This window comes from Pseudomonas sp. AM4(2022) (assembly GCF_036346515.1).
In the GTDB taxonomy this organism is placed as follows: domain Bacteria; phylum Pseudomonadota; class Gammaproteobacteria; order Pseudomonadales; family Pseudomonadaceae; genus Aquipseudomonas; species Aquipseudomonas paracarnis.
Genome location: NZ_JAOTNW010000006.1, coordinates 52220 through 73191, shown reverse-complemented (window position 1 = coordinate 73191; position 20972 = coordinate 52220). Strand labels below are relative to the sequence as shown.

Below are 20972 nucleotides of genomic sequence, written 5' to 3'. Positions count from 1 at the left end.
GTTATCGCAGGCAAGCCAGCTCCCACATTTTTAATTGGATTTGCAGTCCTTTTAACCTTTATAGATGCAAAGCTCGGCGGTGGCGCGGATCATCGCCAGTTGGCGCAGCGGATCATTCAGTGGTTCGTGCACGGCCTCGGCCAGCCATTGGGGGCAATTAGGGTCTGTGCGCAGGGGCGTGAAGTCGGCCAGCTGCTGCAGTAGCCTTTTTTGCAGCTCGTCCAATTGCGGGCGGATCTGCTGGACCAAGTCCGGGCGCGGGTCGTCGGGCGCTTTGCCCTGGAACTGCCAATCGGACAGGTGGGTGTATTGCACCAGTTTGTTGGCTTCGATCTGCGCGGCGAAGAACTGCTCGGCAGCGGCCGGGTCCAGCTTGTAGCTCGGCGCCTGGGCAGTGACGCTGGCGATCACCTCTTGTTCGCGCTTCTTGTCCTCCACGGGCTTGTGGCTGTCCCACTTGCTCAGTGCTACCTGGTCGGCAATCTCCAGGCGTTCGGCGATGCTGTTGAGCAGGGCTTCGAGCGTAGGTGGCGCAGCGCTCGCACTGGCACTGATGAACAGCAGGGCAAATACAAGTCGATGTTTCAAGGGCGATCCTCTGTAGGAGCGAGCTTGCTCGCGAAGGTCGCTAACGATAACGCGCCAATGTTGAAAAAATGCGGTGTCTTTGCGTTTTTCGCGAGCAAGCTCGCTCCTACAGGAGGGGGACGTAAATAATCTCAGGCAAAAAAAGACCTCCCGAAGGAGGTCTTTTTCATCACGCTACCTTAGCAGCGCTACCGGATCAGCAGCTGTAGTACAGCTCGTATTCCAGTGGGTGTACGAAGGTGCGTACTTTGATTTCTTCTTCGCTTTTCAGGGCGATGTAAGCGTCGATGAAGTCGTCGCTGAAAACGCCGCCTTTGGTCAGGAACGCACGGCCCTTGTCCAGCTCTTCCAGGGCTTCTTTCAGACTGCCGCACACTTGTGGGATCTCTTTGGCCTCTTCAGGCGGCAGGTCGTACAAGTTTTTGTCGGCGGCATCGCCAGGGTGGATCTTGTTCTGGATGCCGTCCAGGCCGGCCATCATCAGGGCGGCGAAGGCCAGGTAAGGGTTGGCAGCCGGGTCTGGGAAGCGCGCTTCGATACGACGGCCTTTAGGGCTGTTGACGTAAGGAATACGGATCGAGGCGGAGCGGTTGCGTGCCGAGTAGGCCAGCATCACCGGCGCTTCAAAACCTGGGACCAGACGCTTGTAGGAGTTGGTCGACGGGTTGGTGAAGCCGTTCAGGGCCTTGCCGTGCTTGATGATGCCGCCGATGAAATACAGGGCGGTATCGGACAGGCCGGCATAGCCTTCGCCAGCGAAGGTGTTCTTGCCGTCTTTGGAAATCGATACGTGGACGTGCATGCCCGAGCCGTTATCGCCGTACAGCGGCTTAGGCATGAAGGTAGCGGTGCGGCCATAGGCATCGGCAACGTTGTGCACGCAGTATTTCAGGGTTTGAACTTCGTCAGCCTTCTTCACCAGCGTGTTGAATTTCACGCCGATTTCGTTCTGGCCGGCAGTCGCCACTTCGTGGTGGTGAACTTCAACGGTCTGGCCCATTTCTTCCAGTGCGTTGCACATGGAGGTACGGATTTCATGGTCGAAGTCGAACGGTGGTACTGGGAAGTAGCCGCCTTTCACACCTGGACGGTGGCCTTTGTTGCCGCCTTCCACGTCCTGGTCGGACATCCACGAGCCTTGCTCGGAGAAAATCTTGAACATGGAGCCGGAGATGTCGGATTTGAACTTCACCGAGTCGAAGATGAAGAACTCTGGCTCAGGGCCGAAGAATGCGGTGTCGCCGATACCGGTGGACTTCAGGTATTCCTCGGCACGGTGGGCGATGGCGCGTGGGTCGCGGTCATAGCCTTGCATGGTCGAAGGCTCGATGATGTCGCACACCAGGATCAGGGTTGGCTCTTCGGTGAACGGGTCGAGTACGGCTGTGCTGTCGTCTGGCAGCAGGATCATGTCGGAGGCTTCGATGCCTTTCCAGCCGGCGATGGAGGAACCGTCGAACATCTTGCCGACTTCGAAGAAGTCATCTTCCAGCGCATCGCGAGCCGGCATGGTCACGTGGTGCTGAGTGCCTTTTGTGTCCGTGAAGCGCAGATCAATCCATTTAACGTCATGATCTTTGATGAGTTGAACCGACTTCGACATGGTGTCCTCCGGGTGGCTTCGGGCTTGGGTAGTGGAGTTAGCCCTTAGAATTTGGGTGATGCCGGCGCGGATACTCCGCCAAGGCAACCTGCCTCACAAGAGAGCAAATTGCATGCCAGTGCGCCAACATGGCCGTTTTGCCTCAAAATGGCCCCTATAACGGTGCAATCGGCAAAAACGGCATAAATCGCGCACTGCAATGTAGCGTTTATTTGTGTAAATGACCCGTTTTGGTGCATTGCGTAGGCAATGCATATTAACTGGTTAAACCTTGAGCGATTTCCGCTATAATCCGCGCCCCCCTTTTTCAGCAGGCCCGGCGCGCGCTGTTTCCATGAAATTAATCGTTAAAGTCTTCCCAGAGATCACCATCAAAAGCCGACCGGTACGGACGCGTTTCATCCGTCAGTTGGCCAAGAACATCCGTGCCGTGCTCCGTGACCTGGACCCGGCTGTGGTGGTGAACGGCGTGTGGGACAACCTCGAGCTGGAAACCCGCATTACCGACGCCAAAGCCTTGAAGGACATGACCGAGCGCCTGAGCTGCATGCCGGGCATCGCGCATTTTCTGCAGGTGGATGAGTACCCGCTGGGAGACTTCGACGACATCACCGAAAAGTGCAAGCAGCACTACGGCAGTGCGCTTGAAGGCAAGATTTTTTCGGTGCGTTGCAAGCGTGCCGGCAAGCACCCGTTCAGCTCCATGGATGTCGAGAAATACGTCGGCAGCAAGCTGCGTCGCGAGTGCGGTGCCGCTGGAATTTCCCTGAAAGCGCCACAAATTGAAGTGCGCATGGAAATTCGCGACCAACGGTTGTTCGTGATCCACAGCCAGCACAACAGCATCGGCGGCTACCCGCTGGGTGCCCTGGAACAGACCCTGGTATTGATGTCCGGCGGTTTCGATTCCACGGTGGCGGCCTACCAGATCATGCGCCGCGGCCTGATGAGCCACTTCTGCTTCTTCAACCTGGGCGGGCGGGCACACGAATTAGGCGTGATGGAAGTCGCGCACTTTATCTGGAAGAAATACGGCAGCTCCCAACGCGTGCTATTTGTTAGCGTACCGTTCGAGGAAGTGCTGGGCGAAATTCTCGGCAAAGTCGATAACAGTCATATGGGCGTAGTATTGAAGCGTATGATGTTGCGCGCTGCGTCCCGAATCGCCGATCAATTGCAGATCGACGCCCTGGTGACCGGCGAAGCGATTTCCCAGGTTTCCAGCCAGACGCTGCCGAACCTGTCGATCATTGATTGCGTGACCGAGAAGCTGGTGCTGCGCCCGCTGATCGCCAGCCACAAGCAGGACATCATCGACCTGGCCGAGCAAATCGGCACCGCCGACTTTGCCAAGCATATGCCTGAATACTGCGGGGTCATTTCGGTGAACCCCAAGACCCACGCCAAGCGTCACCGCGTGGAGCATGAAGAAAAAGAATTCGACATGGCGATTCTGGAGCGTGCGCTCGAGAACGCCAAGCTGGTGCCAATCGATCGAGTGATCGACGAATTGGGCCAGGATGTGCAGATCGAAGAAGTCAGCGAAGCCCTGGCCGGCCAGATCGTCGTCGACATCCGTCACCCGGATGCCGCCGAAGATGAGCCGCTGGAAATCGCGGGCATCGACGTGCAAACGCTGCCGTTCTACGCACTGAACGCGCGTTTCAAGGAACTGGATAACAGCCGTCAGTACCTGTTGTATTGCGACAAAGGCGTGATGAGTCGCCTGCATGCCCACCATTTGCTCAGTGAGGGGCATGCCAATGTGCGCGTTTATCGACCGAGCTAAGAGCCCGGGGCTGTTTGCCTGTGGCCTGCGTCACCGGCCCCCCGACTCTGCCGTCAAGCTGTAACGGCAAGGCCTGACTCTACTGTTAATCGCTGCCACGACCTGTCAGCACACCGAATCCTCTGATCGAGATACACAAGTGATCGAAAATCTACGTAACATCGCCATCATTGCTCACGTTGACCATGGTAAAACCACCCTGGTAGACAAACTCCTGCGTCAATCCGGCACCCTGGAGCGCAACGAGCTCAACGACGAGCGCGTGATGGACTCCAACGACCAGGAAAAAGAGCGCGGTATTACCATCCTGGCAAAAAACACCGCTATCAACTGGAACGGCTACCACATCAACATCGTGGATACCCCGGGCCACGCCGACTTCGGCGGCGAAGTAGAACGCGTAATGTCGATGGTTGACTCCGTTCTGCTGCTGGTTGACGCTCAAGACGGCCCTATGCCGCAAACCCGTTTCGTGACCAAGAAGGCTTTCGAAGCCGGCCTGCGTCCGATCGTGTGCATCAACAAGGTTGACCGTCCAGGCGCGCGTCCGGACTGGGTTCTGGACCAGATCTTCGACCTGTTCGACAACCTGGGTGCTACCGAAGAACAGCTGGACTTCCAAGTCATCTACGCCTCGGCCCTGAACGGTATTGCTGGTCTTGACCACACCGACATGGCTGAAGACATGACCCCGCTGTACCAGTCGATCGTCGACAACGTACCGGCACCGAAAGTCGACCGTGAAGGCCCGTTCCAGATGCAAATCTCGGCACTGGACTACAACAGCTTCCTGGGTGTTATCGGCGTTGGCCGTATCGCTCGTGGTAGCGTCAAGCCGAACACCCCGGTTGTCGCTATCGGCGCCGATGGCAAGAAGCGTAACGGTCGTATCCTGAAGCTGATGGGTCACCACGGCCTGCACCGCATCGACGTTGAAGAAGCTTTCGCTGGCGACATCGTCTGCGTAAGTGGTATGGACTCGCTGTTCATCTCCGACACCCTGTGCCAGCCGGACAACGTCGAGGCGATGAAGCCTCTGACCGTTGACGAGCCAACCGTTTCCATGACCTTCCAGGTAAACGACTCGCCTTTCTGCGGTAAAGAAGGCAAGTTCGTGACCTCCCGTAACATCAAGGAGCGTCTGGACAAAGAGCTGCTGTACAACGTTGCGCTGCGCGTTGAAGAAGGCGACTCGGCTGACAAGTTCAAGGTCTCCGGCCGTGGTGAGCTGCACCTCTCGGTACTGATCGAAACCATGCGTCGCGAAGGCTTCGAAATGGGTGTTGGTCGTCCGGAAGTGATCATCCGTCAGGTCGACGGCGTGAAGCAGGAACCGTTCGAAAACGTCACCATCGACACCCCTGAAGAATCCCAGGGCAAGGTCATGGAAGAGATGGGCCTGCGTAAGGGCGACCTGACCAACATGGTGCCGGATGGCAAAGGCCGTGTGCGTCTGGAATACAACATCCCTGCTCGTGGTCTGATCGGTTTCCGTAACCAGTTCCTGACCCTGACCAACGGTGCTGGCATCCTGACCTCGATCTTCGATCGCTACGACACCATGAAGTCCGGCGACATGTCCGGCCGTCAGAACGGTGTTCTGGTATCGGTAGAAACCGGCAAGGCGCTGACCTACTCCCTGGAAACCCTCCAGGCGCGTGGCAAGCTGTTCGTTGAACACGGTCAAGAGATCTACAACGGCCAGATCGTTGGTCTGAACAGCCGTGACAACGACATGGGCGTCAACCCAACCAAAGGCAAGAAGCTCGACAACATGCGTGCTTCGGGCAAAGACGAAACCATCGCTCTGGTTCCACCTGTTCGCTTCACCCTGGAACAGGCCCTGGAATTCATCCAGGACGACGAGCTGTGCGAAGTCACGCCTAAGTCGATCCGCCTGCGTAAGAAGATCCTGGACGAAGGCGAGCGTACCCGCGCTGCCAAGAAAGCCAAGAACTGAGTTAACTCAGGCTGAATGAAAAACGCCCCCGGTCGAAAGGCCGGGGGCGTTTTTTTATGCCTGCAGAATGTGTAGTGATTGTGCCGGCCTCTTCGCGAGCAAGCCCGCTCCCACATTCGACCGCGTTTTTTCAGGATGGATGCGGTCAAGTGTGGGAGCGGGCTTGCTCGCGAAAGCGGTGGTCCGAACAATAAAACTTAGAACTTGTCGAGGGTCTTGAAGTTAGTCTCGCGCACCACTTCCTTGGGCTTATACGCGCAATACCCCGGCCGCGGCCCGATTTTCGGGTGGTTGCGGCACGTATCCGGGCGCTTGTCATAAATAGTGCAAAAGCGCGTCTTACGATCCAGGTACAGGCAGTCGTTGTTGCTCATGCGCTGCAGGGTAAAAATTTCGGACTTGTTGTTGTACCGCTCGACGATGCCTTCTTTCTGCAAACGCTTGGCGATGTTCTTCGGCGGATCGCCGCGCTCGAACTCATCGACGATGCCAATGCGGATCAGGTCCTTGATCTTCACCTCCACCGGCAGCGTGCAGCAGCTGGACACGCAGCCGCCGCACATATGGGCGGAGTATTTCTGCCAGGTCTCTAGACGGTCGAGTTCCGCGGCGGCGATCAGTTGAGGCTTCATCAAGGTTCCAAGGTGGGGCGTTATCCGGGCGCGCGATCATACCGGGATTGGTGGTTTTTTGAACAATATTTTGCATGTTTCAGCTCAAAGGTTTGGCCAGGGCCTGATCGGGCACGACCCCTGCATCAAATTCAGTCCATGGTGAATGAGTTAAAAAACTGCCGAACCAGCACGTCTACCGTCTGTCAGACCGACTAGGCTCTAGCAACTCCTTCAATCTCGCCCGAGGTCGCACCGATGTCTCAGGAACCGCTTGCACGAGAAGCAGAGGTAGCCGCATTCCGCGATGCTGTCTTGACCAAACTCACCTACGCGGTGGGCAAGGACCCGGATCACGCTTTCGACCATGACTGGTTCGAAGCCATTGCCCTGGCCGCCCGCGACCAGATGGTCGATCACTGGATGGACCACACGCGGCGTATTTATCGCAAAGGCCAGAAGCGTGTTTATTACCTGTCCCTGGAATTTCTCATCGGCCGCTTGCTCTACGACAGCCTGAGCAACCTGGGTGTGCTGGAGATCGCTCGCGAAGCACTGTCGGAGCTGGGCGTGGATCTGGAGCGCATTCGCCTGCTGGAGCCCGACGCGGCGCTTGGCAACGGTGGCCTGGGCCGTCTGGCGGCATGCTTTATGGAAAGCATGTCGACGCTGGGCGTTGCCGGCCACGGTTACGGCATTCGTTATGAACACGGCTTGTTCCGCCAGGCCATTGTCGACGGTTGGCAGCAGGAACAGACCGAACGCTGGCTGGATTTCGGCAACCCTTGGGAATTCGAACGCGCCGAAGTGATTTACCCGATCGGCTTTGGCGGCAGCGTCGAAACCGTCGCGGACGCCTCCGGCAAGATGATCCAGGTGTGGTCGCCCAACGAAACCGTACGTGCCGTGGCCTATGACACGCCGGTCGTCGGTTGGCGCGGCGCCAGCGTCAACACCCTGCGCCTTTGGCGTGCACGGGCTGTAGAAGACCTGCACCTGGAGCGCTTCAATGCCGGTGACCATTTGGGCGCCGTCGCCGAAGTGGCCCGTGCCGAAAGCATCTCTCGCGTGCTTTACCCGGCCGACAGCACCGAAGCGGGGCAGGAACTGCGCCTGCGCCAGGAGTACTTCTTCGTTTCGGCGTCCTTGCAGGATCTGCTGCGCCGCCACAAGAACATGCACGGGTCGGTACTGAGCCTGGGCGAACACGCCGCCATCCAGCTCAACGACACCCACCCGTCCATCGCCGTGGCCGAGTTGATGCGCCAGCTGGTCGACCTGCATGACATTCCCTGGGAAGCCGCGTGGGATGTCACCGTCGAGACCCTTTCCTACACGAACCACACCTTGCTTCCCGAGGCGCTGGAAACCTGGCCGGTAGGTTTGATGGAACGCATGCTGCCGCGGCACATGCAGATCATCTACCTGATCAACGCCCAGCACATCGACTCGCTGCGTGCCAAGGGCATCCACGACTTCGACGTACTGCGCGCCGTCTCGCTGATCGAAGAAGACAACGGCCGCCGCGTGCGCATGGGCAACCTCGCGTTCCTGGGCTCCCATAGCGTCAACGGTGTATCGGGCCTGCATACTCAGTTGATGCGCAGCACGGTGTTCTCCGAGCTGCATAAGCTGTATCCCGAGCGCATCAACAACAAAACCAACGGCATCACCTTTCGCCGCTGGTTGTACCAGGCCAACCCTAAGCTGACCGATATGCTGGTGGAAGCCCTGGGGCCGGATATTCTCGATCAGCCCGAGCAGCGTTTGATCGAATTGGAGCCGTTCGCCGAGAAGCAGGCTTTCCGCAAGTCCTTCGCTGAACAGCGCCTGCACAGCAAGCGTGCACTGGCCCAGATCATCCATGAGCGCCTGGGTATCGCAATCAACCCGGCGGCGATGTTCGATGTGCAGGTCAAGCGCATCCACGAATACAAGCGCCAACTGCTCAACCTGCTGCACACCGTGGCGCTGTACCAGGCGATCCGCGCCGAGCCGGGCACCGACTGGGTGCCGCGGGTGAAGATCTTCGCCGGCAAGGCTGCAGCCAGCTACCACCAGGCCAAGCTGATCATCAAGCTGACCAACGACATCGCCCGTACCGTCAACAACGACCCGACTGTGCGCGGGTTGCTCAAAGTGGTGTTCCTGCCCAACTACAACGTCAGCCTGGCGGAAAGCATCATTCCGGCGGCGGACTTGTCGGAGCAGATTTCCACTGCCGGCTTTGAAGCCTCGGGTACCAGCAACATGAAGTTCGGCCTCAACGGCGCGCTGACCATCGGCACCATGGACGGCGCCAATGTGGAGATGCACGAGCGGGTCGGCGCCGAGCACATGTTTATCTTCGGCCTCAGTGCCCAGCAGGTGGAAGCCCGCAAGCACGCCGGTGAGTTCAACGCCGGGCCGGACATCGCCGCGTCCCATCGCTTGAACGACGTGTTGCAAGCCATCCGTGGCGGGGTGTTCTCGCCGGATGATCCGGGGCGCTATGTGGGCCTGATCGATGGGCTGATCGACTACGACCGTTTCCTTGTGTGTGCCGACTTTGACGCTTACTGGGACGCCCAGGCACGGGTCGAGGCGCATTGGCACGACTCCAAGGAATGGTGGCGTTCGGCGGTGCTCAATACCGCGCGCATGGGCTGGTTCAGCTCGGACCGGACCATCAGGGAGTACGCCACCGAGATCTGGAAAGCCCTCGACTAGCCCCCTGATGCCACTGTAGGAGCGAGGGGGACGCCTAGTTCTTGCTCGCGAAGAACGCCAACGATAACGCTTGCCTCCTGAAGGAGCGCGGCGCTTATGAGTTTTTCGCGAGCAAGAACTAGGCGTCCCCCTCGCTCCTACAGAGGTGTCGTTGCTCCGTTGCGTGAACTCTATTGGCGTTAAATCCTCTGATTAGAGGAAATCAGCCCCGACTCGCGTTAAACTGCGCGGGTTTTCAGCCCCCCATTCTCCGGAGCCTTCCATGTCCCGCGTTACCCTGAGTCGCTATTTGATCGAGCAGACCCGCAGCAACAACACGCCTGCCGATCTGCGCTTCCTTATCGAAGTGGTGGCGCGTGCTTGCAAGGAAATCAGCCACGCCGTTTCCAAAGGTGCACTGGGCGGTGTCCTGGGCAGCATGGGCACTGAAAACGTGCAGGGCGAAGTGCAGAAGAAACTGGACGTGCTGTCCAACGAAATCCTGCTCGAAGCCAACGAATGGGGCGGCCACCTGGCCGGCATGGCGTCCGAAGAAATGGACAATGCCTACCAGATCCCAGGCAAATACCCGAAGGGCGCATACCTGCTGGTATTCGACCCACTGGACGGTTCGTCCAACATCGATATCAACGCACCGGTCGGCACCATCTTCTCGGTACTGCGTTGCCCGAACGAATACCTGAGCCAGAACGAAGCCCTGAACGAAAAGGCCTTCCTGCAGCCAGGCACCGAGCAGGTTGCTGCCGGTTACGCGATCTACGGCCCACAGACCATGCTGGTGCTGACCCTGGGCGACGGCGTCAAAGGCTTCACCCTGGACCGTGAAATGGGCAGCTTCGTACTCACCCACGAAGACATTTCGATTCCTGCTTCTACCCAGGAATTTGCCATCAACATGTCCAATCAGCGCCACTGGGAAGAACCGGTGAAGCGCTACGTCAACGAACTGATGGAAGGCGAAGAAGGCCCGTTGAAGAAGAACTTCAACATGCGCTGGGTGGCCGCGATGGTTGCCGACGTGCACCGCATCCTGACCCGTGGTGGCCTGTTCATGTACCCGCGCGACAGCCGCGAGCCGTCCAAGCCGGGCAAACTGCGCCTGATGTACGAAGCCAACCCGATGTCGTTTTTGGTTGAACAGGCAGGCGGTGCGTCCACCGACGGCCACCAGCGCATCCTCGACATTCAGCCTGAAGGCCTGCACCAGCGGGTGGCGGTATTCCTGGGTTCGAAGGAAGAAGTTGAGCGCGTGACGGCCTATCACAAGAAGTAAGCCCGTGTGGCGAGGGAGCTTGCTCCCGTTGGGCTGCGAAGCGGCCCGAAAAAGCATGCGGGCGCTGCGTACCCGAACGGGAGCAAGCTCCCTCGCCACAGATGCATTCAAGATGTGAAGTTTTTGAAGTGAGCAAGCCCCGAAACGTTTCAGCGTTTTCGGGGCTTTTTTGTTTTCGCTCGTCGGGAACCAGACACCCCTTTTCCCTTCTAAGCTTCTGGCAGATACCCCAGCTGCTTTGTCTCTCCAGGAGCTTTTCCATGTCTATACGCCGTCTCGCCCTGCTGGCTTTTTGCGTGCTCTTAGCCGCTTGCAGCAAGGTCAACCAAGAAAACTACCAAAAGCTCTCAGCCGGCATGGCCAAGGCCGAGGTGGAGTCGTTGCTGGGTAAGCCAACCGATTGTTCCGGCGCACTGGGCATGTCCAGCTGCACCTGGGGCGATAAAAACAGCTTTATCAGCGTGCAGTACGCCGGTGACAAAGTTCTGATGTTTTCCGGGCAAGGCCTGAAGTAAACCGGGGCGCGAGCCTGCGGGAGAAGAAGAATGATGCGTTTTGTTTTGTTCCTTTGCGCCAGCCTGTTTTTGGCGGGCTGCGCCAGCCATTCTGGCGATGATCTGCAACCCAAGACTGCGAGCAACGTCAACCTCAAGCGTTACCAGGGCACCTGGTATGAGTTGGCCCGTTTGCCGATGTACTTCCAGCGCAACTGTGCGCAATCCGAAGCCCGCTATACCTTGCTGCCTGATGGTGACATGTCGGTGTTCAACCGCTGCCTGACGCCTGAGTGGAAGTGGCAAGAGGCCAAAGGCACGGCTACGCCGCAGGTGCCAGGCAAGACCGACAAGCTGTGGGTGGAATTCAATAACTGGTTTACATCACTGTTGCCGGGCGTTGCCAAGGGCGACTACTGGGTGCTGTATGTCAGCGATGACTACAAGACCGCCCTCGTCGGCAGCCCGAGCCGTCGCTATATGTGGATCCTGTCGCGCACGCCGACGGTGAGTGCCGATACCCGCGAAGACCTGCTGAGCCGGGCGCGACAGCAAGGCTATGACACCACGCGCTTGATCTGGCGTACGTCGGATAAGCAGATGGCGAAGACGTCCCAGTAATTCGCAGCGCCATCAATCAAATGTGGGAGCTGGCTTGCCTGCGATAGCATCAACCCGGTGTAACTGATGCACCGAGGTGTCTGTATCGCAAGCAAGCCAGCTCCCACATTTGTTATGGGTTGGCCTTTAGTTCAGCAAGTCCTTCAGGACCTGGGTGAATGCCCGGCTGCTGTCTTCTTCGCCAGCATGATGCCCATCTCGCACCACCCATTTGCCATTGACCAGTACATCGCGCACTTGCCGATCACCACCGGCAAACAGCCAGCGGTTGAGAATTCCATCCTCACTGGCCGTCGCCAAGTACGGGTCGCTACCGTCCAGCACTATCCAGTCCGCGCGCTTGCCCACTTGCAGTCGACCAATCGGCTGGCCCAGCGCTTGTGCGCCGCCGTCCAGCGCAGCATCGAACAGCGTGCGACCCACCATCGGTTGGTCACTGCGATACAACCGATTACGCCGTTGATCGCGCAGGCGCTGGCCGTATTCCAGCCAACGCAGTTCTTCCACCACGCTCAGTGACACATGGCTGTCGGAACCAATGCCCATGCGGCCGCCCTGGGCGAGGAAGTCCACCGCCGGAAAAATCCCATCGCCCAGGTTGGCCTCCGTGGTCAGGCACAAACCGGCAATTGCTCGGCTGTTGGCCATGCGGGTGACTTCATCGGCATCGGCATGGGTGGCATGCACCAGGCACCAGCGCTCATCCACTTCGACATTGTCATACAGCCACTGCAACGGGCGCTTACCGCTCCAGGCCAGGCAGTCGTCGACTTCCTTTTGCTGTTCGGCGATGTGGATATGCACCGGGCAGCGCTTGTCACTGGCGGCCAGCACGGTATGGATTTGTTCGGGGGTTACGGCGCGCAGGGAGTGGAAGCACAGGCCCAGTTGCTGCGCCGGTTGTGCCGCCAGAATGGGCTGCAGGCGTGCTTGCAGGTCCAGGTAGTGTTCCGTGCTGTTGATAAACCGTCGCTGGCCTTCATTCGGCGCTTGGCCACCAAAGCCTGCGTGGGTGTAGAGCACCGGCAGCAAGGTCAGGCCGATCCCGCTGCTGGCGGCTGCCTGGCTGATCTGGCGGGACAGTTCCGTACGGTCGGCATAGGGCTGGCCGCTGAGATCGTGGTGCACGTAATGAAACTCGGCCACCGAGGTGTAGCCGGCCTTGAGCATTTCGATATACAGCTGGCGGGCGATGACCTGTAACTGCTCGGGGTTGATCTTGCCGACCATGCGGTACATCAAATCGCGCCAGGTCCAGAAGCTGTCATTGGGGTTGCCGGCCACTTCGGCCAAGCCCGCCATGGCGCGCTGGAAGGCATGGGAGTGCAGGTTCGGCATGCCCGCCAACACCGGGCCCCTGAGCCGTTCAGCACCTTCTGCACTGGCATTGGGCTCAACCTTTGTCAGCAGGCCATCGGCGCTGACTTCAAGACGTACATCGTTGGCCCATCCATTAGGCAGCAGTGCGCGTTCGGCAAAGAAAGCGGACATGATCAAGGCACCCCGGTCGTGTGTTTATTTGTATATACATATACAGACGTTTGCCTGCTCGGTAAACTCCGGCAATCTATGCATCTTTTTCCCCAGCAAGGATTCCCTGTGCCGACTCCGCCCGCCAACTCTTCGCTGGCTGCCCACATGGACGAAAGTCCGGCGCCCTTGTATGCCCGCGTCAAACAGATGATCAGCCAGCAGATCCTCAACGGCAACTGGCCGCCCCATTACCGCGTGCCGTCGGAAAGCGAGCTGGTCAGTCAGTTGGGCTTCAGCCGCATGACCATCAACCGCGCCCTGCGCGAGCTGACCGCCGAAGGCCTGCTAGTGCGTATGCAAGGCGTGGGGACCTTCGTGGCCGAGCCTAAGAGCCAGTCGGCACTGTTTGAAGTGCACAACATCGCCGATGAAATCGCCTCCCGCGGGCATCGGCACACCTGCCAGGTGATCACCCTGGGCGAAGAGGCCGCCGGTTCCGAGCGCGCCGTCGCCTTGGAAATGCGCGAAGGCGGGAGGGTGTTCCACTCGTTGATCGTGCATTACGAGAACGACATTCCTGTGCAAATAGAAGACCGATTCGTCAACGCCCTGGTCGCGCCGGAATACCTGCAACAGGACTTCACCCAGCAAACCCCGTATGCCTATTTGAACCAGGTCGCGCCGTTGACTGAGGGCGAGCATGTGGTTGAGGCGATCCTCGCGGATGCCGCCGAGTGCAAGTTGTTGCAGATCGAGCCGAGCGAGCCGTGCCTGTTGATTCGCCGACGCACCTGGTCGGGTCGCCAGCCGGTGACTGCGGCGCGGTTGATCCACCCCGGTTCCCGTCACAGCCTCGAAGGACGCTTCAGTAAATGAGTGAGATCAACGTCTGGCGTGCCGCCGACTACGTGCGCATGCCGTGGAAGAACGGCGGCGGCAGTACCGAAGAAATCAGTCGCGACGCGGGCACCGGCCTGGAGGGCTTTGGCTGGCGTTTGTCGATTGCCGATATCGCCGAGTCGGGTGGGTTTTCCACCTTCGCCGGTTACCAGCGCGTGATCACGGTGATCAAGGGCGCGGGCATGGTGTTGACCGTAGACGGCGAGGAACAGCGCGGCTTGTTACCATTGCAGCCGTTCGCGTTCCTGGGTGAAAGCCAGGTTTCGTGCCGCTTGATCACCGGGCCGATCCGCGACTTCAACCTGATCTACTCGCCACAGCGTTACCATGCACGCTTGCAGTGGGTGGATGGTGTGCAGCAGTTTTTCAGCTCCGCGCAGACGGTGCTGGTGTTCAGCGTGGCGGATGAAGTGAAGGTGCTGGGCGAGAAGCTCGGCCACCATGATTGCCTGCAAGTGGACGGTAATACGGGCCTGCTGGATATCTCTGTCACTGGCCGCTGCTGCATCATCGAACTGACCGCGCGCGGTTAAAAACTGTGGGAGCTGGTAAGCCACCTCCCACACTTGTTTTTGCATTGTTCACAAAATCTGTTTCCACTCCGCGCACCAATTTGTTACCGAATGCCCCAGCGTGACGCAAAGCTTCGCTGCCGTGACAAATTCCCCTTGCTGCAAAAAACTTCCGTAAGAAATTTCATCAAGCTTTGAAGCCTTGATTTACAAGGCTCACACGCCTCGTGCAAAAAAATCCCAACCCCTCCTGGCTAAAGTTGGCCGCTCGATTGCATATGCTTGTACATACAAGTAAAGATGTGTGCGTAAGACTTCGCACCATCAGTGTCCGCGCATCGTTCGCCGAGGAGTCCTAGCTGTGACCAAGCCTACAAAATACCGTGACGTCGAAATCCGCGCCGCCCGCGGTAACAAGCTCACCGCCAAAAGCTGGCTGACCGAAGCGCCGCTGCGCATGCTGATGAACAACCTCGACCCGCAAGTGGCCGAGAACCCCAAAGAACTGGTGGTGTACGGCGGTATCGGCCGTGCGGCGCGCAACTGGGAGTGCTACGACCAGATCGTCGAGAGCCTCACCAATCTGAACGACGACGAAACCCTGCTGGTGCAATCCGGTAAACCGGTCGGCGTGTTCAAGACCCACAGCAACGCCCCGCGCGTGCTGATCGCCAACTCCAACCTGGTGCCGCACTGGGCCAGCTGGGAGCATTTCAACGAACTGGATGCCAAGGGCCTGGCCATGTACGGCCAGATGACCGCCGGCAGCTGGATCTACATCGGCAGCCAAGGCATTGTCCAAGGCACCTACGAAACCTTCGTGGAAGCCGGTCGCCAGCATTACAACAGTGACCTGACCGGTCGTTGGGTGCTCACCGCCGGCCTCGGCGGCATGGGCGGCGCGCAGCCATTGGCCGCAACCCTGGCCGGCGCCTGCTCGCTGAACATCGAGTGCCAGCAAGTCAGCATCGATTTCCGCCTGAACAGCCGTTACGTCGACGAGCAAGCCACCGACCTCGACGACGCCCTGGCGCGCATCGCCAAATACACCAAGGAAGGCAAGGCCATCTCCATCGCGCTGCTGGGCAACGCCGCAGAGATCCTGCCGGAACTGGTCAAGCGTGGCGTGCGCCCGGACATGGTCACCGACCAGACCAGCGCCCACGACCCACTCAACGGTTACCTCCCGGCCGGCTGGACCTGGGACGAATACCGCGCTCGCGCCAAGACCGAGCCGGCCGCCGTGATCAAGGCCGCCAAGCAGTCGATGGCCGTACACGTCAAAGCCATGCTCGAATTCCAGAAGCAAGGCATCCCGACCTTCGACTACGGCAACAACATCCGCCAGATGGCCCAGGAAGAAGGCGTGGAAAACGCGTTCGACTTCCCGGGTTTCGTACCGGCCTACATCCGCCCACTGTTCTGCCGTGGCATCGGCCCGTTCCGTTGGGCGGCGCTGTCCGGTGACCCGCAGGACATCTATAAGACCGACGCCAAAGTCAAAGAGCTGATCCCAGACGACGCCCACCTGCACAACTGGCTGGATATGGCCCGCGAGCGCATCAGCTTCCAGGGCCTACCGGCACGTATCTGCTGGGTCGGCCTGGGCCAGCGTGCCAAGTTGGGCCTGGCGTTCAACGAAATGGTGCGCAGCGGCGAGCTGTCCGCGCCGGTCGTGATCGGCCGTGACCACCTGGACTCCGGCTCGGTCGCCAGCCCGAACCGCGAAACCGAAGCCATGCAGGACGGTTCCGACGCTGTGTCCGATTGGCCACTGCTCAACGCCTTGCTCAACACCGCGAGCGGCGCGACCTGGGTCTCGCTGCACCACGGTGGTGGGGTGGGCATGGGCTTCTCCCAGCACTCGGGGATGGTGATTGTTTGCGACGGTACTGACGAAGCGGCCGAGCGGATTGCCCGCGTGCTGCACAACGACCCGGCGACCGGGGTGATGCGCCATGCCGATGCCGGTTATCAGATTGCTATCGACTGCGCCAAGGAGCAGGGCCTGAACCTGCCGATGATCAAGTAACCCACTGTGGACGGGCTTGTGTGGCGAGCAAGCTTGCTTGCGCTGGGGTGCGAAGCAGCCCCAAAAAAGCCGGCTCCAGCTTCGCTGTCGAACGGGAGCAAGCTCCCTCGCCACAGCAAGCCAGCTCCCACAGAAGAGCAAGATGCATACAAAACAATCCATCAGAGGTTGAACAACATGGCTGCAAACGACACCACCCCGTTGATCGAGAAACGTTCGATCGACTACATCCCGGAAGCGGAAAGACATGGTCGTCTATTCAGTCAATTCACCCTGTGGATGGGTGCCAACCTGCAGATCACTGCGATTGTCACCGGGGCGTTGGCCGTGGTGCTGGGCGGTGATGTGTTCTGGTCGTTGATCGGTTTGCTGGTCGGTCAACTGATCGGCGGTGGCGTCATGGCGCTGCATGCGGCGCAAGGGCCCAAGCTTGGCCTGCCGCAGATGATTTCCAGCCGGGTGCAGTTCGGCGTGTATGGCGCGGCCATTCCGATTGTGCTGGTGTGCTTGATGTACCTGGGTTTCACCGCCACCGGTACCGTGTTGTCGGGCCAGGCGCTGGGCCAGTTGTTCGGGGTCAGCGACAGCGTCGGCATCCTGATCTTCGCCAGTGTCATCGTGCTGGTCACGGTGCTGGGTTACCGGGTGATCCACTTCATCGGCCGGGTTGCCAGCCTGATTGGTGTGGTTGCCTTTGTGTATCTGTTCAGCCGTCTGATGAGCCAGACCGACGTCGGTGCGCTCTTGCAGATCCGCCACTTCAGCTGGAGCAGCTTCCTGCTGGCCGTGTCGCTGGCGGCCTCCTGGCAGATTGCGTTCGGCCCTTACGTGGCGGATTACTCGCGTTACCTGCCGAGCAAGACCTCATCGGTAAAAACCTTCCTCGCTGCTGGCGCAGGTTCGGTCATCGGTGCCCAGGTAGCGATGGTCCTCGGCGTGTTTGCTGCGGCCATGTCCAACGGGCAGTTTGCCGGCCACGAGGTGGCGTACATCGTTGGCTTGAGCGGCACGGGCGCCACCGCTGCGTTGCTGTATTTCAGCATCGCGTTCGGCAAGGTCACCATCTCGACGCTCAATTCCTACGGCAGCTTTATGTGCATCGCCACTATCGTCAGCGGCTTTCGTGGGCGTCTGGAGGTCACGCGCCTGCAGCGTCTGGTGTTCGTGCTGATGATCGTCGGCACGGCCACGCTGATCGCGTTGCTCGGCCAGCATTCGTTCCTCGGTGCATTTAAGTCGTTCATCTTGTTCCTGCTGGCGTTCTTTACGCCCTGGAGTGCGATCAACCTGGTGGATTACTACTGCATCACCCGCGAGCGTTATGACGTGCCAGCGCTGGCCGATCCGAACGGTCGCTACGGCCGCTGGAACCTGCTGGGCATCAGCGTCTATGTGTTTGGCGTGCTGGTGCAGTTGCCGTTCATCTCCACCAAGTTCTACACCGGCCCCCTGGTGGCCGCGCTGGGGGATGTGGATATCTCCTGGATCATCGGCCTGGTACTGCCGGCGGCCCTGTATTACGTGTGTGCGAAAAAATGGCACGGCACGGTACCCGATCACCTGATCCTGCCGACAGAGCAGGGCGCTTTACCCACAACAAACGGGCTGGCTGCACAAGCCTGATGGGACGTGGACAGGGCAGGACGCCTACTGACTGCCGTAATCCATTTCATGATTGGGAGCGTCACAACAATGACTATGAATAAGACCTTGCTGGCTACCTTGTTCTCAGCGGGCTTGCTGGCAAGCGCCGGCGCCCAGGCGGCCGGTTGGTGCGAATCCGGCAAACCGGTGAAATTCGCCGGACTGAATTGGGAAAGCGGCATGTTGCTCACCGACATCCTGCAAACCGTCTTGGAAAAAGGCTACGACTGCAAAACCGACAGCTTGCCGGGTAACTCCATCACCATGGAAAACGCCCTGGGCAGTAACGACATCCAAGTGTTCGCCGAGGAGTGGGTAGGTCGCAGCGAGGTCTGGAACAAGGCCGAGAAGGCCGGCAAAGTCGTGGGCGTCGGGGCTCCGGTAGTCGGCGCGGTTGAAGGCTGGTACGTGCCGCGCTATGTGATCGAAGGCGACGCCAAGCGCAAACTCGAACCCAAGGCGCCGGACCTGAAAAGCATCGCCGACCTGGCCAAATACGCCTCGGTGTTCAAGGACCAGGAAGAGCCCTCCAAGGGCCGTTTCTACAACTGCCCGGCCGGCTGGACCTGCGAGCTGGACAACAGCGAAATGCTCAAGAGCTACGGCCTGGAAAGCACCTACACCAACTTCCGTCCGGGCACCGGCCCGGCGCTGGATGCGGCGGTGCTGTCGAGCTACAAGCGTGGCGAGCCGATTCTGTTCTACTACTGGTCACCGACGCCGCTGATGGGCCAGGTCGACCTGGTCAAGCTGGAAGAAAAGCCCGGCGTGGATAAAAGCGTGAGCATCAAGGTCGGCCTGTCCAAAACCTTCCACGAGCAAGCCCCGGAACTGGTGGCCGTGCTGGAAAAGGTCAACCTGCCCATCGACCTGCTGAACCAGAACCTGGGCCGCATGGCCAAGGAGCGGATCGAGTCGCCGAAACTGGCGAAAATTTTCCTCAAGGAACATCCTGAAGTCTGGCACGCCTGGGTGAGCGACGACGCAGCCAAGAAAATCGACGCGGCCTTGTAGGTCAAGTGTGCACGGCTACCCTCAAGGGTGGCCGGGCGGCTGGCCACAACCCACTGGATCGAGAGCACGATATGTTCCCTGAGAGTTTTACCTTTTCCATCGCCGACTGGGTCAACGGTTGGGTGGACGCACTGGTCACCAACTACGGCGATGTGTTCCGGCACATCTCCGATACGCTGCTGTGGGCCATCGTCAACCTGGAAGGCCTGCTGCGCGCAGCGCCCTGGTGGCTGATGCTGGCCATCGTTGGCGGTATTGCCTGGCACGCCACCCGCAAGGTGGTGACCACCGCGGTGATTGTCGGTCTGCTGTTCCTGGTGGGCGCGGTTGGCCTGTGGGACAAGCTGATGCAAACCCTGGCATTGATGATGGTGGCCACGGTGATCTCGGTGTTGATCGGCATCCCCCTAGGCATCCTGTCGGCGCGCAGTAATCGCCTGCGTTCGGTGCTGATGCCGCTGCTGGACATCATGCAAACCATGCCTAGCTTCGTGTACCTGATCCCGGTGCTGATGCTGTTCGGCCTGGGCAAGGTCCCGGCGATTTTCGCCACGGTGATCTACGCCGCGCCGCCACTGATTCGCCTGACAGACCTGGGCATTCGCCAGGTCGATGGCGAAGTCATGGAAGCCATCAACGCCTTCGGCGCCAACCGCTGGCAGCAACTGTTCGGCGTGCAATTGCCGCTGGCGCTGCCGAGCATCATGGCCGGGATCAATCAGACCACCATGATGGCGCTGTCGATGGTGGTGATCGCTTCGATGATCGGTGCCCGTGGCTTGGGTGAAGACGTGCTCGTCGGCATCCAGACCCTCAACGTTGGCCGTGGCCTTGAAGCCGGGCTGGCGATTGTGATTCTTGCAGTGGTCATCGACCGCATTACCCAGGCTTATGGCCGCCCACGGCATGAGGCGAGCAAATGACGACTGTCAGCAAAATCGAAGTCAAAAACGTCTTCAAGATTTTCGGCGCACGCGCCAAGGATGCGCTGGCCATGGTCGGCCAGGGCAAGACCAAGGACCAGGTTCTGGCCGAGACCGGTTGCGTGGTCGGCGTCAATGACCTGTCCCTGAGCATCGGCACCGGTGAGATCTTTGTGATCATGGGCTTGTCGGGTTCGGGCAAATCTACCCTGGTGCGCCACTTCAACCGCCTGATCGACCCCACCAGCGGCGCGATCCTGGTGGACGGTGAAGACATCCTGCAACTGGACATGGAAGCCCTGCGCCAATTCCGTCGGCACAAGATCAGCATGGTGTTCCAGAGCTTCGGCCTGCTGCCGCACAAGAGCGTGCTCGACAACGTTGCCTACGGCCTGAAAGTGCGTGGCGAAACCAAGCAGGTCTGCGCCGAACGTGCGTTGCACTGGATCGAAACCGTGGGTCTCAAAGGCTACGAAAACAAATACCCGCACCAGCTTTCTGGCGGCATGCGCCAGCGCGTGGGCCTGGCCCGCGCCTTGGCGGCCGACACCGACATCATCCTGATGGACGAAGCCTTCAGCGCCCTCGACCCGTTGATCCGCGCCGAGATGCAAGACCAATTGCTCGAGCTGCAAAAGACCCTGCACAAGACCATCGTGTTCATCACCCACGACCTCGACGAGGCCGTGCGCATCGGTAACCGCATTGCGATCCTCAAGGACGGCAAGCTGATCCAGGTCGGCACGCCCAGGGAGATTTTGCATTCACCGGCGGACGAGTATGTGGACCGGTTTGTTCAGCGGCGAGCGGCGGTGGTCTGATCCGG

Annotated in this window: 17 protein-coding genes; 13 read left to right on the top strand and 4 right to left on the bottom strand. The window is 59.4% G+C overall.

What is annotated here, in order from left to right; all coding sequences use genetic code 11:
* Positions 1–51: 51 nt before the first annotated feature.
* Both ODQ19_RS10110 and glnA read right to left on the bottom strand, forming a co-directional pair.
* On the bottom strand, positions 52–588 hold the full coding sequence (locus tag ODQ19_RS10110; protein ID WP_330209944.1) for a chorismate mutase: 537 nt from the start codon (positions 586–588) through the stop codon (positions 52–54).
* Between the two features lie 196 nt (positions 589–784).
* The gene (gene glnA, locus ODQ19_RS10105; protein WP_003187811.1) at positions 785–2191 is read right to left on the bottom strand and encodes a type I glutamate--ammonia ligase; all 1407 of its coding nucleotides are present in this window, start codon (positions 2189–2191) and stop codon (positions 785–787) included.
* A 334-nt stretch (positions 2192–2525) separates the two neighbouring features.
* Here glnA and thiI point away from each other — a divergent pair, with 334 nt between their 5' ends.
* Both thiI and typA read left to right on the top strand, forming a co-directional pair.
* Positions 2526–3980 carry a tRNA uracil 4-sulfurtransferase ThiI gene (gene thiI, locus ODQ19_RS10100; RefSeq protein ID WP_034125541.1) on the top strand — a complete coding sequence of 485 codons (1455 nt, stop codon included), beginning with the start codon at positions 2526–2528 and terminating at the stop codon, positions 3978–3980.
* 139 nt (positions 3981–4119) lie between these two features.
* The gene (gene typA / locus ODQ19_RS10095; RefSeq protein WP_014716526.1) at positions 4120–5940 is read left to right on the top strand and encodes a translational GTPase TypA; all 1821 of its coding nucleotides are present in this window, start codon (positions 4120–4122) and stop codon (positions 5938–5940) included.
* Between the two features lie 197 nt (positions 5941–6137).
* On the opposite strand, the gene ODQ19_RS10090 is transcribed toward typA, so the two are convergent.
* The gene (locus ODQ19_RS10090; protein ID WP_003187815.1) at positions 6138–6572 is read right to left on the bottom strand and encodes a YkgJ family cysteine cluster protein; all 435 of its coding nucleotides are present in this window, start codon (positions 6570–6572) and stop codon (positions 6138–6140) included.
* Positions 6573–6809: 237 nt separating this feature from the next.
* Here ODQ19_RS10090 and ODQ19_RS10085 point away from each other — a divergent pair, with 237 nt between their 5' ends.
* From ODQ19_RS10085 to ODQ19_RS10070, 4 genes are all read left to right on the top strand, one after another.
* The gene (locus ODQ19_RS10085; protein WP_330209943.1) at positions 6810–9260 is read left to right on the top strand and encodes a glycogen/starch/alpha-glucan phosphorylase; all 2451 of its coding nucleotides are present in this window, start codon (positions 6810–6812) and stop codon (positions 9258–9260) included.
* 262 nt (positions 9261–9522) lie between these two features.
* Positions 9523–10533: a class 1 fructose-bisphosphatase gene (locus tag ODQ19_RS10080; protein ID WP_003187818.1), complete on the top strand. Its 1011-nt coding sequence runs from the start codon at positions 9523–9525 to the stop codon at positions 10531–10533.
* A gap of 260 nt (positions 10534–10793) precedes the next feature.
* Positions 10794–11048 carry a hypothetical protein gene (locus ODQ19_RS10075; protein ID WP_116666152.1) on the top strand — a complete coding sequence of 85 codons (255 nt, stop codon included), beginning with the start codon at positions 10794–10796 and terminating at the stop codon, positions 11046–11048.
* Between the two features lie 30 nt (positions 11049–11078).
* On the top strand, positions 11079–11648 hold the full coding sequence (locus ODQ19_RS10070; RefSeq protein ID WP_116666153.1) for a lipocalin family protein: 570 nt from the start codon (positions 11079–11081) through the stop codon (positions 11646–11648).
* Between the two features lie 126 nt (positions 11649–11774).
* On the opposite strand, the gene ODQ19_RS10065 is transcribed toward ODQ19_RS10070, so the two are convergent.
* Positions 11775–13139 (bottom strand): formimidoylglutamate deiminase, encoded by a 1365-nt coding sequence (locus tag ODQ19_RS10065; protein ID WP_330209942.1) that lies wholly within the window; start codon positions 13137–13139, stop codon positions 11775–11777.
* A gap of 147 nt (positions 13140–13286) precedes the next feature.
* On the opposite strand from ODQ19_RS10065, the gene hutC reads away from it, so the two are divergent.
* The 7 genes from hutC (at position 13287) to ODQ19_RS10030 (ending at position 20967) form a co-directional block, all read left to right on the top strand.
* Entirely contained in the window at positions 13287–13997 is a 711-nt protein-coding gene (gene hutC, locus ODQ19_RS10060; RefSeq protein WP_224796965.1) for a histidine utilization repressor, read from the top strand.
* Positions 13994–14554 carry a HutD/Ves family protein gene (locus ODQ19_RS10055; RefSeq protein ID WP_116666155.1) on the top strand — a complete coding sequence of 187 codons (561 nt, stop codon included), beginning with the start codon at positions 13994–13996 and terminating at the stop codon, positions 14552–14554. Before hutC ends, ODQ19_RS10055 begins: the two co-directional genes overlap by 4 nt.
* A 340-nt stretch (positions 14555–14894) precedes the next feature.
* Positions 14895–16565 (top strand): urocanate hydratase, encoded by a 1671-nt coding sequence (gene hutU, locus ODQ19_RS10050; RefSeq protein WP_014716533.1) that lies wholly within the window; start codon positions 14895–14897, stop codon positions 16563–16565.
* 177 nt (positions 16566–16742) lie between these two features.
* Positions 16743–18188 (top strand): purine-cytosine permease family protein, encoded by a 1446-nt coding sequence (locus tag ODQ19_RS10045; protein WP_330209941.1) that lies wholly within the window; start codon positions 16743–16745, stop codon positions 18186–18188.
* A gap of 69 nt (positions 18189–18257) precedes the next feature.
* On the top strand, positions 18258–19223 hold the full coding sequence (locus ODQ19_RS10040; RefSeq protein ID WP_330209940.1) for an ABC transporter substrate-binding protein: 966 nt from the start codon (positions 18258–18260) through the stop codon (positions 19221–19223).
* 71 nt (positions 19224–19294) lie between these two features.
* Positions 19295–20146 (top strand): ABC transporter permease, encoded by an 852-nt coding sequence (locus ODQ19_RS10035; RefSeq protein ID WP_003187838.1) that lies wholly within the window; start codon positions 19295–19297, stop codon positions 20144–20146.
* Positions 20143–20967, top strand: coding sequence for a quaternary amine ABC transporter ATP-binding protein (locus ODQ19_RS10030; protein ID WP_014716537.1), 825 nt, complete (start codon positions 20143–20145; stop codon positions 20965–20967). The genes ODQ19_RS10035 and ODQ19_RS10030 overlap by 4 nt, the downstream gene beginning before the upstream one ends.
* Positions 20968–20972: the final 5 nt, after the last annotated feature.

What these genes read in the sequence shown, in the direction of transcription:
- glnA (WP_003187811.1), bottom strand. Translation starts at nt 2,191, where the DNA reads ATGTCGAAGTCGGTTCAACTCATCAAAGATCATGACGTTAAATGGATT.
- thiI (WP_034125541.1), top strand. Translation starts at nt 2,526, where the DNA reads ATGAAATTAATCGTTAAAGTCTTCCCAGAGATCACCATCAAAAGCCGA.
- ODQ19_RS10090 (WP_003187815.1), bottom strand. Translation starts at nt 6,572, where the DNA reads ATGAAGCCTCAACTGATCGCCGCCGCGGAACTCGACCGTCTAGAGACC.
- ODQ19_RS10085 (WP_330209943.1), top strand. Translation starts at nt 6,810, where the DNA reads ATGTCTCAGGAACCGCTTGCACGAGAAGCAGAGGTAGCCGCATTCCGC.
- ODQ19_RS10080 (WP_003187818.1), top strand. Translation starts at nt 9,523, where the DNA reads ATGTCCCGCGTTACCCTGAGTCGCTATTTGATCGAGCAGACCCGCAGC.
- ODQ19_RS10075 (WP_116666152.1), top strand. Translation starts at nt 10,794, where the DNA reads ATGTCTATACGCCGTCTCGCCCTGCTGGCTTTTTGCGTGCTCTTAGCC.
- ODQ19_RS10070 (WP_116666153.1), top strand. Translation starts at nt 11,079, where the DNA reads ATGATGCGTTTTGTTTTGTTCCTTTGCGCCAGCCTGTTTTTGGCGGGC.
- ODQ19_RS10065 (WP_330209942.1), bottom strand. Translation starts at nt 13,139, where the DNA reads ATGTCCGCTTTCTTTGCCGAACGCGCACTGCTGCCTAATGGATGGGCC.
- hutC (WP_224796965.1), top strand. Translation starts at nt 13,287, where the DNA reads ATGGACGAAAGTCCGGCGCCCTTGTATGCCCGCGTCAAACAGATGATC.
- ODQ19_RS10055 (WP_116666155.1), top strand. Translation starts at nt 13,994, where the DNA reads ATGAGTGAGATCAACGTCTGGCGTGCCGCCGACTACGTGCGCATGCCG.
- ODQ19_RS10045 (WP_330209941.1), top strand. Translation starts at nt 16,743, where the DNA reads ATGGCTGCAAACGACACCACCCCGTTGATCGAGAAACGTTCGATCGAC.
- ODQ19_RS10040 (WP_330209940.1), top strand. Translation starts at nt 18,258, where the DNA reads ATGACTATGAATAAGACCTTGCTGGCTACCTTGTTCTCAGCGGGCTTG.
- ODQ19_RS10035 (WP_003187838.1), top strand. Translation starts at nt 19,295, where the DNA reads ATGTTCCCTGAGAGTTTTACCTTTTCCATCGCCGACTGGGTCAACGGT.
- ODQ19_RS10030 (WP_014716537.1), top strand. Translation starts at nt 20,143, where the DNA reads ATGACGACTGTCAGCAAAATCGAAGTCAAAAACGTCTTCAAGATTTTC.